General features: G+C 65.5%; 10 protein-coding genes and 1 riboswitch. Of the genes, 1 reads left to right on the plus strand and 9 read right to left on the minus strand.

Annotated elements, in window-relative coordinates; genetic code table 11:
• The 4 genes from metH to B9Z03_RS27225 form a co-directional block, all read right to left on the minus strand.
• The gene (gene metH / locus B9Z03_RS27210; protein ID WP_085467102.1) at positions 1-3,807 is read right to left on the minus strand and encodes a methionine synthase; all 3,807 of its coding nucleotides are present in this window, start codon (positions 3,805-3,807) and stop codon (positions 1-3) included.
• An 81-nt stretch (positions 3,808-3,888) separates the two neighbouring features.
• Positions 3,889-4,083: a hypothetical protein gene (locus tag B9Z03_RS27215; RefSeq protein ID WP_085467103.1), complete on the minus strand. Its 195-nt coding sequence runs from the start codon at positions 4,081-4,083 to the stop codon at positions 3,889-3,891.
• Positions 4,074-5,195 carry a ribonucleotide-diphosphate reductase subunit beta gene (locus tag B9Z03_RS27220; protein ID WP_085467104.1) on the minus strand — a complete coding sequence of 374 codons (1,122 nt, stop codon included), beginning with the start codon at positions 5,193-5,195 and terminating at the stop codon, positions 4,074-4,076. The genes B9Z03_RS27215 and B9Z03_RS27220 overlap by 10 nt, the downstream gene beginning before the upstream one ends.
• A gap of 162 nt (positions 5,196-5,357) precedes the next feature.
• On the minus strand, positions 5,358-8,222 hold the full coding sequence (locus tag B9Z03_RS27225) for a ribonucleoside-diphosphate reductase subunit alpha (RefSeq protein WP_244561942.1): 2,865 nt from the start codon (positions 8,220-8,222) through the stop codon (positions 5,358-5,360).
• Positions 8,223-8,358: 136 nt separating this feature from the next.
• Positions 8,359-8,567: riboswitch (cobalamin riboswitch) on the minus strand.
• A 94-nt stretch (positions 8,568-8,661) separates the two neighbouring features.
• Here B9Z03_RS27225 and B9Z03_RS27230 point away from each other — a divergent pair.
• The gene (locus B9Z03_RS27230) at positions 8,662-9,693 is read left to right on the plus strand and encodes a Gfo/Idh/MocA family protein (RefSeq protein WP_085467106.1); all 1,032 of its coding nucleotides are present in this window, start codon (positions 8,662-8,664) and stop codon (positions 9,691-9,693) included.
• A gap of 20 nt (positions 9,694-9,713) precedes the next feature.
• Here the strand turns inward: B9Z03_RS27230 and B9Z03_RS27235 are convergent, their stop codons facing one another.
• From B9Z03_RS27235 to B9Z03_RS27255, 5 genes are read right to left on the minus strand one after another with little or no spacing between them, the layout of a single operon-like run.
• Positions 9,714-10,214, minus strand: coding sequence for a GAF domain-containing protein (locus B9Z03_RS27235; protein WP_176247656.1), 501 nt, complete (start codon positions 10,212-10,214; stop codon positions 9,714-9,716).
• A 27-nt stretch (positions 10,215-10,241) separates the two neighbouring features.
• The gene (locus tag B9Z03_RS27240) at positions 10,242-11,186 is read right to left on the minus strand and encodes an ABC transporter permease (RefSeq protein WP_244561859.1); all 945 of its coding nucleotides are present in this window, start codon (positions 11,184-11,186) and stop codon (positions 10,242-10,244) included.
• Positions 11,187-11,198: 12 nt separating this feature from the next.
• Complete coding sequence (locus B9Z03_RS27245) at positions 11,199-12,698, minus strand: sugar ABC transporter ATP-binding protein (protein ID WP_210191396.1); 1,500 nt, start codon at positions 12,696-12,698, stop codon at positions 11,199-11,201.
• Between the two features lie 30 nt (positions 12,699-12,728).
• Complete coding sequence (locus tag B9Z03_RS27250) at positions 12,729-14,444, minus strand: hydantoinase B/oxoprolinase family protein (protein ID WP_085467109.1); 1,716 nt, start codon at positions 14,442-14,444, stop codon at positions 12,729-12,731.
• Position 14,445: 1 nt separating this feature from the next.
• Positions 14,446-16,473, minus strand: coding sequence for a hydantoinase/oxoprolinase family protein (locus tag B9Z03_RS27255; RefSeq protein ID WP_085467110.1), 2,028 nt, complete (start codon positions 16,471-16,473; stop codon positions 14,446-14,448).
• Positions 16,474-16,526: the final 53 nt, after the last annotated feature.

The following is a 16,526-nucleotide window of genomic DNA, read 5'->3' on the forward strand; positions in this document are numbered from 1 at the left end:
CTACTCGGCCGCCTCCGCGAACGGCGTCGGGATATAGTTCAGGATCGGCCCGAGCCAGCGCTCGACCTCCTCGACGGCCATGCCCTTGCGCGCCGCATAGTCCTCGACCTGGTCGCGCTCGACTTTGGCGACGCCGAAATAATAGCTGTCGGGGTGCGACAGGTAGAGGCCTGAGACCGACGAGCCCGGCCACATCGCCATGCTCTCCGTCAACGCGACGCCGGCGTTCTTCTCGGCATCGAGCAGGCGAAACAGCGTGACCTTCTCGGTATGGTCCGGCTGGGCCGGATAGCCGGGCGCAGGGCGGATGCCCTGATAGCCTTCCAGGATGAGATCGTCCGGCGTCGCGGCCTCGTCCGGCGCATAGCCCCAGAACTCGGTGCGGACCTTCTCATGCATCCGCTCGGCGAAAGCTTCGGCGAAGCGGTCGGCAAGCGCCTTGACCATGATCGAGTTGTAGTCGTCGTTGGCGCGTTCGAACCGCTCGGCGATCGCCACTTCCTCGATGCCCGCGGTGACCACGAAGCCGCCGACATAGTCCGCCTTGCCGCTGTCGGCCGGCGCGACGAAGTCGGAGAGCGCCACATTCGCCTTGCCGTCGCGCTTGGCGAGTTGCTGGCGCAAGGTGAAGAAGGAGACGAGTTCTTCCGTCCTGCTTTCGTCCGTGAAGAGACGGATGTCGTCACCCACCGTATTGGCCGGCCAGAAGCCGATCACGCCTTTTGGCGCAAACCATTTCTCCTCAATGATCTGCTTCAGCATCGCCTGCGCGTCGTCGAAGAGCTGCCGGGCGGCAGGGCCCTGCTTCTCGTCTTCCAGGATCTTTGGATAACGTCCCTTAAGCTCCCAGGTCTGGAAGAAGGGCGTCCAGTCGATATAGCGCGCAAGCTCGGCAAGATCCCAGTTTTCGAACACCCGCGTGCCGAGGAAGCTCGGCCTGGGCGGCGTGTAGTCCGCCCAGTCGATCTTGTGCGCATTCGCCCGTGCGCGTGCGAGCGGAAGGCGCTGCTTCTCGCGCTCCGAGCGCTCATGTGCCTCCGTCACCTTCTTGTATTCGGCCCGCAGCGTCTCGATGTAGCCGGGCTTCATCTCCGGCGACAGGAGGCTGGACACGACGCCGACCGCACGGCTGGCATCGGTGACGTAGACCGCCTGCCCGCGGTCGTAGCGAGGGTGAATCTTGACGGCGGTATGGACACGGCTGGTCGTCGCGCCGCCGATCAGCAGCGGAATGTCGAAACCTTCCCGTTCCATCTCGGACGCGACATGCACCATCTCGTCGAGCGAGGGCGTGATCAGGCCGCTGAGGCCGATCACGTCGACCTTCTCGTCCCGCGCCGTCTGCAGGATCTTGGTCGCCGGCACCATGACGCCGAGGTCGATGATCTCGTAATTGTTGCAGGCCAGCACAACGCCGACGATGTTCTTGCCGATGTCGTGCACATCACCCTTGACGGTGGCCATCAGGATCTTGCCGGCGCTCTGACGCTCGCCATTGTCGATGCCGTTTGCGGCATTGGCGAGCTTCTCCGCTTCCATGTGGGGCAACAGGCCGGCGACCGCCTGCTTCATGACGCGCGCCGACTTGACCACCTGCGGCAGGAACATCTTTCCCGCGCCGAACAGGTCGCCCACCACATTCATGCCGGCCATCAACGGGCCTTCGATGACATGCAGCGGCCGTTCGGCCTTCAGCCGCGCCTCGTCGGTGTCGGCGTCGATGAATTCGGTGATGCCGTTGACCAGCGCGTGGCTGATGCGCTGTTCGACAGGCCATTCGCGCCAGGCGAGGTCCTTTTCCTTGGCTTCCTTGCCCGCGGTTCCCTTGAACCGCTCGGCGATCTCCAGCATCCGCTCGGTCGCCGTGCCGCCGGCCTTCGGCACGCGGTTGAGCACGACGTCCTCGCAGGCCTCGCGCAGCTCGGGCTCGATCGTGTCGTAGACGGCAAGCTGACCGGCATTGACGATGCCCATGTCCATGCCGCGCTGGATCGCATGATAGAGGAACACGGCATGCATCGCCTCGCGCACCGGCTCGTTGCCGCGGAACGAGAAGGACAGGTTCGACACGCCGCCGGAAATGTGGACATGCGGGAGGGTGGAGGTGATCTCGCCGGTGGCCTCGATGAAATCGACGCCGTAATTGTCGTGCTCCTCGATGCCCGTGGCGACCGCGAACACGTTCGGATCGAAGATGATGTCCTCCGGCGCGAAGCCGGCCTTCTCCGTCAGGAGCTTGTAGGCGCGCGTGCAGATCTCGACCTTGCGCGTCTTGGTGTCCGCCTGGCCGACCTCGTCGAAGGCCATGACCACGACCGCCGCTCCATACATGCGGCACAGCTTCGCGTGATGCAGGAAGGCTTCCTCGCCTTCCTTCATCGAGATCGAATTGACGATCGGCTTGCCCTGCACGCATTTCAGCCCGGCCTCGATCACCTCCCACTTGGAGGAGTCGATCATGACCGGCACCTTGGCGATGTCCGGCTCGGCGGCGATGAGGTTGAGGTATTCGACCATCGCCTTCTTCGAGTCGATCAGGCCCTCGTCCATGTTGATGTCGATCACCTGCGCGCCGTTGGCGACCTGGTCGCGCGCGACGTCGAGGGCGGCGGCGTAGTCGCCCGCAGTGATCAGCTTCCTGAACTTCGCCGAGCCGGTGACGTTGGTGCGCTCGCCGACATTCACAAACGGAATGTCCTTGGTCAGCGTGAACGGCTCGAGGCCCGACAGCCGCATCAACGGCGAACGCTTCGGCACATTGCGCGGCGCGTGGCGCGAGACCGCTTCGCTGATCGCGGCGATATGTTCCGGCGTCGAGCCGCAGCAGCCGCCGACCACGTTGACCAGTCCTTCGCGCGCAAATTCCTCAACCTGCGAGGCCATGAATTCGGGGCTCTCGTCGTACTGGCCGAAGGCGTTGGGCAGGCCGGCATTGGGATAGGCGCAGATGAACGTGTCGGCCACCGACGACAGCTCCGCGAGATGCGGACGCATGGCAGCCGCGCCGAGCGCGCAGTTGAGGCCGATGGTGAAGGGCGCGGCATGGCGGATCGAGTGCCAGAAGGCGGTCGGCGTCTGGCCGGACAGCGTGCGGCCGGAGAGGTCGGTGATGGTGCCGGAGATCATCACCGGCAAGCGGATGCCCTTCTCCACGAACACCTCCTCGGTCGCGAAGATCGCGGCCTTGGCGTTGAGCGTGTCGAAGATCGTCTCGATCAGCACGATGTCGGCGCCGCCATCGATCAACCCGCGCAGCTGTTCCGCATAGGCGAGGCGCAGGTCGTCGAAGGTCACGGCGCGGTAGCCGGGATTGTTGACGTCGGGAGAAATCGACGCGGTGCGGTTGGTCGGACCGAGCGCGCCGGCCACGAAGCGGCGCCTGCCGTCCTCCTGCTCCGCCCGGCGGATCGCGCGCTTCACCAGCCGGGCTCCGTCGCGGTTCAGATCGTAGACCATGTCCTCCATGCCGTAATCGGCCTGCGCGATCGAGGTGGAGGAAAAGGTGTTTGTCTCGATGATGTCGGCGCCTGCCTTGGCATAGGCGTAGTGAATGTCCTCGATCGCCTTGGGCTGGGTGAGAATCAGAAGGTCGTTGTTGCCCTGCTGGTGGCAGGCGCAGCCGAGGAACCGGTCGCCGCGGAAATGATCCTCGCCGAAGGCGAGCCCCTGGATCTGCGTGCCCATCGCGCCGTCGAGGACGAGAATCCGCTCGCGCGCGGCCGCCTGCAAAGCGGCAAGAATCTCCGCGCCATCCGGCTGCGGAGCGGTCGCGCCGAACAGCGCATCCGAGACACTTTTTTGCGACATCACCTGTCCTTTATGCGACGAGGTCTTCGTCACATAAAGACATCTTTATGTCAACATGCGGCAAGTTGCAGAATGAATTTGCTACTCGTCCTGCAGCTCCTCGATCAACTCGCCGAAGAGACGTTTCAGCGTCCGCACACCCGCCTCATCCCGGTGAACGGCCAGTCGCTCGATCTGCGCCCGGGCGCCGGCGACAATGTCCGCCTCCGGCGGCTGAGCGACGAGCCAGCACAGGAACACCTGTTCGGGCGACGGCAATGGCCGCATCAGTCCCATGCCAGCGCTCCGCCATTCTGGTATTCGATGACGCGGGTCTCGAAGAAGTTCTTCTCCTTCTTGAGGTCCATTGCCTCCGACATCCAGGGGAACGGGTTCTCCGCTTCCGCGAACACCGGAACGAGACCGAGCTGCGCGCAGCGGCGGTTGGCGATGAAGTGCATGTACTGTTCGCACAGCGCCGCGTTCAGCCCGAGGAAGCCGCGCGGCATGGTGTCCCGGCCATAGGCCGCTTCCAGTTCCGCCGCGTTGGATATCATCCCCCGCACCTCGTCCTGGAACGCCTTCGTCCACAGGTGCGGGTTCTCCAGCTTGATCTGGTTGATGACGTCGATGCCGAAATTGAGATGGATGGATTCGTCGCGCAGGATGTACTGGTACTGCTCGGCGATGCCGACCATCTTGTTGCGGCGCCCGAGCGACAGGATCTGCGCGAAGCCGGTGTAGAACCACATCCCCTCGAAGATGACGTAGAAGGCGACGAGATCGCGCAGGAAAGACTGGTCGGCCTCCGGCGTGCCGGTCCTGAAGTCCGGATTGTCGAGGTTCTGCGTGTGCTTCAGCGCCCAGGCCGCCTTGTCGGTGATCGACGGCACCTCGCGATACATGTTGAACAGCTCGCCCTCGTCGAGGCTGAGGCTTTCCACGATATACTGGAAGGTGTGGGTGTGGATCGCCTCCTCGAAAGCCTGCCGGAGCAGATACTGGCGGCATTCGGGGTTGGTGAGGTGCCGGTAGATGGCGAGCACGATGTTGTTCGCCACCAGGCTTTCCGAGGCGGCGAAGAAGCCGAGGTTGCGCTTGATCATGCGCCGCTCGTCGTCGGTCAGGCCTTCGCGTGACTTCCACAGCGCGATGTCAGCCTGCATCGACACTTCGGTCGGCATCCAGTGATTGTTGCAGCCGGAAAGATATTTCTCCCACGCCCAGCGGTATTTCAGCGGCAGCAGCTGGTTCACGTCGGCACGGGCGTTGATCATGCGCTTGTCGTCAACCGAGACGCGCGCGCCGCCGCGTTCGATCTCGCCGAGGCCGGTGGCGTCGACGGCGGGAGCATCCGTGCCGAGCGGCGGGATGGGAGAATTGGGCTTGGGTTCGGACCAGTCGAGCATTGGAGGCATCTTCCTGAATATAGAAAATCGGAGGCGTCATCCCGGCCAAGAGAGCGAGGCGACCGCGAGCCGGGATCCAGTCCGCCGACGTTGCGGGCTGGATCCCGGATAGCCTCCGCTGCGCTGCGGCTTCCGGGATGACGCGGATGGGCGGAGCGGCGTCTACTGGCAGGCCTCGCAGTCGGGATCGTCGATGGCGCAGGCCTTGCCCCAGGCGGCATCCGGATTGACGACGATCGGCTGGGATGCGGGTGCAGCGGCAACCACGGCCGACACCGCGTTCAGCTTTCCGTCCGTGCCCTTCAGCGTCGACTTCTCGACATGGGTCGCCGATCGCGAGCGCAGGTAGTAGGTCGTCTTCAACCCCTTCCTCCACGCCAGGCGATACAGCTCGTCCAGCTTCTTGCCCGACGGATTGGCGATGTAGAGGTTGAGCGACTGCGCCTGGTCGATCCATTTTTGCCGGCGCGAGGCGGCCTCGATCAGCCACGCGGTGTCGAGCTCGAACGCGGTCGCATAGAGCGCCTTCAGGTCGTCCGGCACACGGTCGATCTGGCCGACGGACCCGTCGAAATACTTCAGGTCCGACACCATCACCTCGTCCCAGAGGCCGCGCATCTTCAGGTCGTGAACGAGCTGCGCGTTCACGACGGTGAAGTCGCCCGACATGTTCGATTTGACGAACAGGTTCTGGTAGCCGGGCTCGATCGACTGCGACACGCCGCAAATGTTGGAGATCGTGGCGGTGGGTGCGATCGCCATCGTATTGGAGTTGCGCATGCCGGTGGTCTTCACCCGCCTGCGGAGCCCCTCCCAGTCGAGTGTCGAGGCGGCATCCATCTCGACGCCGGGCCGCGCCTCCTCCAGCAGCCGGATCGAGTCGATGGGAAGAATGCCCTTCGACCAGAGCGAGCCGTCAAAGCTCGGATAGCGCCCGCGTTCGGCCGCGAGATCGACCGAAGCCGAGATCGCATGGTAGCTGATCGCCTCCATCGAGCGATCCGCGAACTGCACCGCGGCGTCCGACGCGTACGGGATGCGCAATGTCTGCAGCGCGTCCTGGAAACCCATCAGGCCGAGACCGACCGGACGGTGCCTGAGGTTCGAGCGCCGCGCCTCCGGGATCGTGTAGAAATTGATGTCGACGACATTGTCGAGCATGCGCATCGCCGTGCCGACCGTCCTCGCCAGGCGATCCAGGTCGAGACCCTTTTCGGTGACGTGGTTGGCGAGGTTGACGGAGCCGAGATTGCACACCGCCACCTCGTCCCTCGACGTGTTCAGCGTGATCTCCGTGCACAGGTTGGAGGAGTGCACGACGCCGACATGGCCCTGCGGCGAGCGGATGTTGCAAGGATCCTTGAACGTGATCCAGGGATGCCCCGTCTCGAACAGCATCGTGAGCATCCTGCGCCACAGGTCCACGGCGCGGACCTTGCGGAACACCTTCATGCCGCCGGCCGCCGCCTTCGCCTCATAGGCTTCGTAGGCCGCGCGGAATGCCGTGCCGTAGAGGTCGTGCAGGTCCGGCACCTCGTCGGGAGAGAACAGCGTCCACTCGGCATCGGCCTCGACGCGCTCCATGAAAAGGTCCGGCACCCAGTTGGCCGTATTCATGTCGTGCGTGCGGCGGCGGTCGTCGCCGGTGTTCTTGCGCAGGTCGAGGAACTCCTCGATGTCGACATGCCACGTCTCGAGATAGGCGCAGACCGCACCCTTGCGCTTGCCGCCCTGGTTGACGGCGATCGCGGTGTCGTTGGCGACCTTCAGGAACGGCACCACGCCCTGGCTCTCGCCATTGGTGCCCTTGATGTGGGCGCCGAGCCCGCGCACCGGCGTCCAGTCGTTGCCGAGCCCGCCGGAATATTTGGCGAGCAGCGCATTGTCCTTGATGCCCTTGAAGATCGCGTCGAGATCGTCGCCGATCGTGGTCAGGAAGCAGGAGGAGAGCTGCGGCCGCGTCGTGCCCGAATTGAACAGCGTCGGGGTCGAGGCCATGAAGTCGAACGAGGAGAGCAGGTCGTAGAACTCGATCGCCCTCGCCTCGCGGTCGATCTCGCGGATTGCCAGTCCCATCGCCACGCGCATGAAGAAGGCTTGCGGCAACTCGAAGCGCCTTCCGCGCGTGTGCAGGAAATAGCGGTCGTAGAGGGTCTGGAGACCGAGATACTGGAAGTTCAGGTCACGTTCCGGCTTGAGGGCCGCGCCGAGCCTGGCGAGATCGAAGCGGCCGAGTTCCGGATCGATCAGTTCGGCCTCGATGCCCGTCTTGACGAAATCCGGGAAATAGCTCGCATAGCGCTTGGCCATGTCGGCCTGCGTTGCCAGCTCCGTCCGGCCGGAGACGAAGGACAGCGCTTCCCGCCGCAGCCGGTCGAGCAGCAGGCGAGCCGAGACGAAGGCATAGTTCGGCTCCTGCTCGACCAGCGTGCGCGCGGCGAGGATCGGGGCGAGCGACAGTTCGTCGAGCGTGATGCCGTCGTAGAGGTTGCGTCTTGCCTCGGCGAGGATCGGCTGGGCGGAGACCGCATCGAGACCGTCACAAGCCTCATCGACGATCCGTGCCAGCCGCGCCTCGTCCAGCGGCAGCAGCGCGCCGTCCTCGGCTTTCACGTGCAGCGAAGGCGCCGCCTGTTCGACGGCCGCGGCCTTTTCGGCGGCGCGCTCGCGCGCCCGTTCCTCGCGATAGAGCACATAGGCGCGCGCTATCTTGTGATGCTCGCCGCGCATCAGGGCGAGTTCGACCTGGTCCTGCACGTCCTCGATGTGGAAGATCCTGCCCTCGCCGACGCGGCGCGTCAGCGCGGTCACGACCTGTTCCGTCAGGTCCTCGACGACGTCATGGACGCGCCGCGACCCCGCGGCCGTCGAGCCCTCCACCGCCAGGAAGGCCTTGGTGAGAGCCACGGTGATCTTCGTCGGATCGAACGGCGTCAGGCCGCCGTTGCGCCGGATGACCCGGTAGCCGGGCTCCGCGCCCCGCCGCGCGCCGGTGTCGAGGGAGGGAGGAACCGGTGAGGTTCCCATGGTGTCGAGTGTCGCAGTCGCCGGCATCTTTTCCCCGTAGGCGTTGTGGACGGGGATGGCGTGGAACGCATGCCGGACGCGGGCTCCTCAAGCCGCACGCAGACACAGCGCACCGCCGGGACACCCCGCCCGTGGTTCGTTCAGATCCGTCACGGCAGGTCTCCTGGCTCGCAGGTCGCCGCTTTTGTCGGCCTTCCCGGCGCCGTCAGGCACCAGTGGCTAATCTCGACGCAAGCTCACTGCTTACAGTTGCGGGGGCAGCGCCGGCATTGTGAACACGCACCGGCTTCCCTCTTAGCTTCCGAGCTGGAACGACTCGGAAGAACCATGACCACAACATCTAGACGGAAAGGCCATCAGACTGTCAACAGGTCGCTTCAACTGTTGTGTGAAAGTCCGTGTCGGTTATGTTTCGCCACCGAGATTGGGAGAAGCGGACGTGACGAAGACACGCATTGCGATTGTCGGCCTTGGCATGGCGGTAACGCCGCACGCGCGGGGGCTGATGGATTTGGCCGGCACGGTCGAGGTCGTGCATGCCTATGCGCGCAGCGAAGGACGACGACAGGCTTTCGGCGCGAAGTTTCCCTTTCCGCTCTGCGACAGCCTCGAAACCATCCTGAACGACGACAGCGTCGAAGCGGTGGCGGTTCTCTCGCCGGCCAACACGCATCGCGACATCGCGCTGCGTTGCGCGGAGGCCGGCAAGCATGTGCTGATGGAGAAGCCGCTCGAGATCACCACCGCGCGCGCCGAGGAACTCGTCGCCGCCTGCCGCAGGGCGGGCGTCAGGCTCGGCGTCGTGCTGCAGCATCGTTTCCGGCCCGCCGGCATGAAGCTGGCGGAGATGCTGCGCGCGGGCGAACTGGGCGCCATCGTCGGCTGCTCCACCGTGATCCGGCTATGGCGGCCCCAGTCCTACTACGACGAGCCGGGTCGCGGCACTTTGGCCCGCGACGGCGGCGGCGTGCTGATCTCGCAGGGCATCCACACGCTGGACCTGATGCTGAGCCTCGCCGGCCCGGTTGCGGAGGTCACTGGGTTCACGGCGACCACTCCGATCCATAGAATGGAGACCGAGGACATGGTCTGCGCCGCCGCGCGCTTCGCCAATGGCGCGATCGGCACGATCGACGCGACGACGGCCGCCTATCCCGGCTTCCCCGAGGAGATCGTCCTCACCTGCGAGAAGGGCACCGCCCTGCTGCGCGGCACGGAACTTCTCGTGCAGTTTCAGGACGGCCGGAAGATCGCCATGGAGCCGGACCGCTCGGCAGGAGGCACCGGAGCCGACCCGATGGCCTTTCCCCACGACTATCACCGCGCGGTCATGGCCGACTTCGTCGAGGCGATCCGCGCCGGCCGCGACCCGAAGGTGACCGGCGAGGAAGCGCTCAAGGTACACCGCCTGATCGACGCCCTGATCGAAACCGGCCGCACCGGCCGGCCGGTCCGCTGCAAGACGAGCTGACGCTCCAGTAGGCAACCGGCTCAGGCGGCCTCGTTCTTGGCGAGAATGCCGACGATCACCGGCAGGCGCATGTCCTTGCAGGTCTGGACTCGATCCTCGTCGAAATGGCCCGACTCCGCGAGGCAGTTCAATGTCCCGATCACCCGGCCGAAGAGGACGAGAGGCACGTTGACGAGGGACTCGCAGCCGATCGACCGGATGGTGTCGTGGTCGGCCATCACCTCGGCCAGCGTCTCGTAGTCGTTCGCCACGAACACTTCGAGCTTTTCCATCACCTGCTGGCTCCAGCGGGTGGTGTTCGCCGGCTTGCGGCCGGAAACGGGGTAGACGTCGGGCATCGACGAGTAGAGCCGTTCATAGGACAGGTCGTTCGGATCGACGGCGGTGACGGTCACCAGCTTGGCCCCTGCCTTCTCGCGCAGTTCGTCCGCGACCAGCTTGAACACGTCGGCGCTCGTCGACGCGGCCCGGGCAAGGGCGTCGGCAAAGTCGTCCGGATGGGCGGTAGGTGCGCTCGTCACGATCAATTCCTTTTCTGCGTAGGTCGTTCAGGATCGCTTGCCGGCGACGCTCACCGCCACGGCGACGAGGATGACGACGCCGGTTGCGAGGTCCTTGTAGAAGGGATCGGCGTTCAGGATGTTGAAGCCGTTGTTGATGAGGGCAAGCAGCATGACGCCCGCGACGGACCGCCAGACCGCCCCCTCCCCGCCATAGATCGAGGTCCCGCCGAGGATGACGGCCGCGATGGCCTGCAGTTCCATCCCCTGCCCGGCGGTCGGCTGTCCCATGGAGATGCGCGAGACGGTGATCGCCGAGGCGAGGCCCGCCGCCAGCCCCGAGATGGCGAAGGTGGCGACCCGCACCCTGTCTACCCGTATCCCCGAGAGCTCCGCCGCCTGGACATTGCCGCCGACGGCGAAGATGCGCCGGCCTAGGCCGGTCTGCGTCAGGACCACAGCCAGGATTCCGGCGAAGAGTATCAGCACGATGACGGCGACGTTGACGCCGAAATACTGAGCCCGCCCCAGCCAGGTGAAGGCGTCGATGCGCACCGGGATCAGGTTGCCGTCGGAGATCAGGATCGCGAGGCCCTGGAAGACCAGCCCTGTGGCGAGCGTAGCGAGGAAGGAGTGGACCCGAAGCCGCGTCACCACGATGCCGTTGAAGACGCCGAGGGCCAGGCCGACGAGCGGCGCGATCAGCAGGCCGAGCGCCGGGTTCACCGCCAGCGCCACCGAGGCACAGACCACGCTCGCGACGCCGAAAATCGCGCCGACCGAGAGATCGAAGCCTCCGCCGATGATGACGAAGGTCATCGCGGCGGCCATGATGGCCAAGGGCGCATTCTGGTTGAGGATGTTGGCGATGTTGCGCCAGGTCAGGAAGGCGTCGCTCGCCAGCGCCAGCACGATCACCATCAGAACCAGTGCGATGGCGATGGCATAGCGCTGCGCGAAGGCGGAAGGGTTGATCCGAACGGCGGTCGACAAGCGGCTCTCCTTCTACGATGGCTCGGATTCGACCTGGAACAGCGCGTTCAGCACCTCGGCCATGGTCGTCTCAGGGGGAGAAATCTCCTTCACGGTCCGGCCCTCGTGGACCAGATAGGCGCGGTGCGAGAGGCCGAGGACTTCCTCCAGCTCCGAAGAGATCAGGAGAACCGCCTTGCCCGAAGCCGCCTGCTCGATGACGAAGTCGTGAATCCGGCGTCTTGCGCCGATGTCGACGCCCCGGCTCGGCTCGTCGAGAATGATGAGCGAGGGAGCGATGGTGACCCATTTGGCGAGCAGCACCTTCTGCTGGTTCCCGCCGGAAAGCTTGCGGATATCGCCGTCCATTGACGGCGGCGTGATGGAGAATTCCGAGATCCGCGCGGTGACGTTCGCCAGTTCCTTGCGGCGTCGGAGGAACCCGCCGAGGAGAAATGCCGGCAGGCTCGCCATGGTGATGTTGGGGCGGACGGGACTCGCCAGGACGAGTCCCTGGCTGCGTCGATCCTCGGGGACGAAGGCGACGCCGCGGGCGATCGATGCTTCCGGGCTGCGGTCCGCATAGTCTTCGCCGTTGAGGCGGACGGTTCCCTCGGATGGGTCGGCGCCGAAGATCGCCCGCGCGATTTCGCTTCGCCCGCTGCCGACAAGGCCGACGAGGCCGACGACCTCGCCCGGCCGGACGATCAGGTCCGCACCTTTTACTCCCGCCCCGGAGACGAGGCCTTTGACCTCGAGGAGCGGCGGAACCTCCGGACCGGGGAGCGGAGGGAGGTCGGGATAAATGATCTCCTGCGCGCCCCCGCCCAGCATGCCGCCGATCAGGGTCGCCTTGGTTTCGGAGGCCGTGTCGGCGGTGCGGACCACCGAACCGTCGCGCAGGATCGTCACGCGATCGCTGACCTCGAGCACATGGTCGAGGAAATGCGTGATGTAGATCAGGGTCCGGCCGTCGTCGCGCAGCCGCTTCATCGTCGCATGCAGCCGCTCGATCTCGTCGAAGGTGAGCGACGAGGTCGGCTCGTCCAGCACGATCACCTGCGCGTTGCGAGCGAGCGCCCGCATGATCTCGATCTTCTGCTGGTCGGCCAGCGCGAGATCGCCGGCGCGCGCATTCGGGTCGAGCTCGAAGCCGCAGATCCGCTCGATCTCGGCGGCTCGGGCTGCATCGTCATGCTTGAGCAGGCCGAAGCGCAGGGATTCGATCCCCAGGAAGACGTTCTGGGCGACCGTCAGCGCCGTCACGATCTGCAGCTCCTGGTGCATGATCGCGACGCCCTTCTCCAGCGCCCGGACGGGATTCCAGGCGCCGACTGGATGGCCTTCGTGGAGGATCTCCCCCTTGGTCGCACTGTAGAAGCCGCCCGCGATCTTGCCGACCGTCGACTTGCCCGCGCCGTTCTCGCCGACGAGGGCGTGGATTTCGCCCGGCCGGAAGCCGATCGAGACGTCGTGCAGGATCTCGGTCCCGTAGAAGGACTTCGAGACATGGGACAGGGCCAGCCTGTCCAATCCCTCCTGCGTCGCCTCGGCCACGGCGCCTTAGCCCCAGGTAGCCCGGGGCGTGCTGGCCGCCGTGTCGATCGCTCCGTCCTTGACCACCACGCCGTAGTCGCGCGCGGCGACGTCCGGCGAGAGGTAGCCGCAGTCAAGGTCTTCCTGGATCTCCGCGAAGGGACGGGCAAGCGGATCGCCAAAGCCGCCGCCGCCGCCGGTCTTGGTGACGAGGACGGTCCCCTTCGGCAGGGAGCGGGCGCGCATCTTGAGCCGTTTCTCCTCGCTGCCGTCGGGCCAGTAGATGGTCACGTCCGGACCTTGCGCGCTGTTGCCGCCATTGAGGCCGAACGCCGGCGTCAGGGCCCGGTCGAACCACAGCGCGCCCGCTGCGTCGTCCAGCAGCTTGTAGGATCGCACCACCCCGTTTCCGCCGCGCCAGCGGCCTGCGCCGCTGGAGTCCGGGCGGATCGAGAACTCCTCGACCCGCACCGGGAACTTGGTCTCGTAGATTTCCGCCGGCAGGTTACGGAAGCCGCCATTGGTTATGTTGATCAGCGCGCTCTCGCCGTCTGCGCCGTTGGAGCCGCCCCAGCCGCCGGCGGTCGCCTCGGTCGAGATCCACTGCTTGCGCTTGGGGTCGACCGAGAAGAAGGAGACCACCATGGAGTCACCGTAGTGGGCAGCCGTGGCTCTCTCCGGCATCGCTTCGGAAAGGCAGGAGATCAACTGGTCGGCGAGCAGGCCGAAGCTGGTGAAATACCAGGAACACGCGGCCGGCTCCTTGGCGTTGAACATGCAGTCGTCGGGGATCTTGACCTCCATGGTGGAGAAGGATCCGCCGGTGATTGCCCGGTCGGGCGAGATCATCGTCTTGTAGGCGAGGCGCAGGATGGACACCGTCTGCACCGCGCCGCAGTTGATCGAACCCTTCACCTGGGGTGAGGAGCCCTCAAGGTCGAGGATCAGCCTTTCGCCGTCGATGGTGACCTTCAGCGCCACCTTGACCGGATCGTCCGACAGGCCGTCATTGTCGATATAGCCTTCGCGATAGTAGGTGCCGTCCTTGAGCGCGCCGATCGCCTCGCGGTCGAGCGTGCGGGCCTGCTCGAAGATGTTCTCGCAGGAGGCCTGGTAGGTCGGCACACCGATCCGGTCGAGAAGCTGGTTCAGTCGCCGCTCGCCGGTCCGGATGGCGCTGATCTGGGCGCGGAAATCGCCAAGGGTCAGTTCCTTCAGCCGGGTGTTGCGCAGGATCAGGTCGAACCAGTCCGGCAGTTCCCTGAAGTTCTGCACCACCCGCGTCGGCCCGAGCCTCCAGCCTTCCTGGAAGATCGATGAGGCGCCCATCACCATGCCAGGATCGGTGGCCCCGACATCGGCCCAGTGAGCCCTTGCCGCGCCGAAGCCGACCAGCTTGCCTTTGTAGAAAAGCGGGCCGACCGCGGTGAAGTCGTTCAGATGCGTTCCCTGCAGATAGGCGTCGTTCATCAGGAAAATGTCGCCTTCGCCGATGTCGTCGCCATAGCGGTCGAGGACCATGTGGACGCAGGCGTCGATGGCGCCGACGAACAGCGGCACGCCGGTTGACTGGCCGAGCATGTTGCCTTTCGCGTCGAGCAGGGCGACGGCCGAGTCCCGGCCTTCGTAGATCAGGGCCGAGAAGGCCGAGCGCCAGAGCGAGGCGTTCATGTCCTCTGCGCAGGAGATGACGAAGTTGCGGACGACTTCGGTCGTGATCGGATCGGCAGTGACTGTGGTCATCTCACGCTCCCGCTTTGGTCATGGACAGGTGGCCGCCGACGATGACTTCGATCCGCCAGCCGGGCGGGACGAGGGTTGTCGCGGTTTCTTCTTCCAGGATTGCCGGCCCTTCGACCGCCTCGCCGAGAGCGAGCGTGTTGCGGTCGACGATCGCCGTCTCCCGTTCGGACCCGTCGAAATAGACGAGCCGGCTGCGGGCCGAGCCCTTGGCTTTCGTCTCCGGGTCGGGCTGCGCAGGCCGCGCCAGCCGGCCAAGCGCTGCGACGCGCAGGTTGGCCACCTCGACCGGGGTCGTCCCGCTCGAATGGCCGTAGTGCTGCTGGTAGGACTTGTCGAACTCGGCACGAACGGCAGCGAGGTCCACGGGTCCGTTGGGCACCTGGATCGTCAGGACATATTCCTGCCCCTGGTAGCGCAAGTCGGCGAAACGCTCGTAGGAGATGTCGGCGGCCTCCATGCCTTCCTTCTTCAGGTAGGCGAAGCCTCGCTTCTCCAGCTCTTCGAACTTCTGCGTCACCTCGGCCGGATCGAGCGTGCCCCACTGGCCGTAATAGGTCATCTTGAAATCGTGGCGCATATCGGTCTGCAGCATGCCCCAGGCCGAGAAGGCGCCCGGATGGACGGGGATGATAACCTCGCGAATGTCGAGCTGGTCGGCCAGCGCGGCCGCCTGGCTGGGGCCGGCGCCGCCATAGGCGAGCAGGGCGAAGTCGCGCGGATCGATGCCGCGCTGCACGGTGATAGTGCGGATCGCATCCGCCATCTTGGCGTTGATGATGTCGATGATGCCCTGGGCGAAAACTTCCGGCCCCATGCCGAACCGCTCGCCGAGGTCGTGCATCGCCTGCCGGGCAAGGCCCGCATCGAGTTGCATCTCGCCGCCCGAGAAGTTCGAGGAATCGAGCCGCTTCAACACCAGGTTCGCGTCCGAGACGGTCGGCTCGGTGCCGCCGCGTCCGTAGCAGGCAGGGCCGGGAACCGACCCGGCCGACTGGGGGCCGACGCGCAACGCCTTCGCCTCTTCCCAGGCGATCGAGCCTCCGCCGGCTCCGATGACGTGGATGTCGACCACCGACATCTGCACCGGAAGTCCCTCGAGCTTGGTCTCCGTCGAGCTGGAGGGCAGTCCGTCGACGATCAGGCTCGCGTCGAAGGACGTGCCGCCCATGTCGACGCAGATCAGGTTCCTGCGGCCGGTCTGCTCGGCAAGCGAACGGCCGCCGATGGTTCCGCCCACCGGGCCGGACAGCAGGGTCTGCAGCGGATTTTCGGCGGCGGCCGTGGCGGTCATCGCACCGCCGTTCGATTCCATCACATGGACCTGGCCGTCGGCCGGCAGCGTGTCCTTCATCTGCTCGACCAGCGTGCGCAGATAGCGGCGCACCACCGGAGCGGTAAAGGCGTTCATCGCGGTCGTCGAGATGCGGTCGAACTCGCGCCACTCGGGCGAGACCTTGTGCGACAGGGTGATGTCCACGCCCGGCAGATGCTCGCGCAGATAGGCCTCGGCGGCAAGTTCATGCGCAGGGTTGCGGAAGGAGAACAGGAAGCAGACCGCCACGGCGGCATATCCCTTGTCCTTCACCGCGGCGACGAACGGGGCGAGATCCTCGACCTTCATCGGGACCACGACGCTCCCGTCGGCTGCGACGCGCTCGGCGACCGTATAGGTGTCCTTCACCGACACCAGCGGCTTGGGCTTCTTCCAGCGGATCGAGAAGATCTCGCCCCGGTCGTTGCCCTGGATGGTATAGACATCGCGGAACTTCTCGGTGGTCAGCAGCGCCACCCGGGCGCCGCGGCGGGTCAGGACCGAGTTCAGTCCGACCGTTGTTCCATGCACGAAGAAGTCGACATGTTCGTCGGGGCCGAGCCCCTTGCGGATACCTTCCAGCACGGCGAGCGCCGGGTTTTCGGGGGTCGACAGGACCTTGAGCGCCCGGCAGGCGCCGGTCTCGGTATCCTGGAAGACGACGTCAGTGAAAGTGCCGCCAATATCGGCGGACACCCGATAGCCGGTGGATGGCATCGGAACCTCTCCGTTATTCATGAAAGTCGGGAAGGGGCGGCCCCTCTTGCGGG

The sequence above is a fragment of the Mesorhizobium australicum genome, assembly GCF_900177325.1.
In the GTDB taxonomy this organism is placed as follows: domain Bacteria; phylum Pseudomonadota; class Alphaproteobacteria; order Rhizobiales; family Rhizobiaceae; genus Mesorhizobium_A; species Mesorhizobium_A australicum_A.

Coding starts and splice junctions, on each gene's coding strand:
- metH (WP_085467102.1), bottom strand. CDS start 3,807: ATGTCGCAAAAAAGTGTCTCGGATGCGCTGTTCGGCGCGACCGCTCCG.
- B9Z03_RS27215 (WP_085467103.1), bottom strand. CDS start 4,083: ATGGGACTGATGCGGCCATTGCCGTCGCCCGAACAGGTGTTCCTGTGC.
- B9Z03_RS27220 (WP_085467104.1), bottom strand. CDS start 5,195: ATGCTCGACTGGTCCGAACCCAAGCCCAATTCTCCCATCCCGCCGCTC.
- B9Z03_RS27255 (WP_085467110.1), bottom strand. CDS start 16,473: ATGCCATCCACCGGCTATCGGGTGTCCGCCGATATTGGCGGCACTTTC.
- B9Z03_RS27225 (WP_244561942.1), bottom strand. CDS start 8,222: ATGGGAACCTCACCGGTTCCTCCCTCCCTCGACACCGGCGCGCGGCGG.
- B9Z03_RS27250 (WP_085467109.1), bottom strand. CDS start 14,444: ATGACCACAGTCACTGCCGATCCGATCACGACCGAAGTCGTCCGCAAC.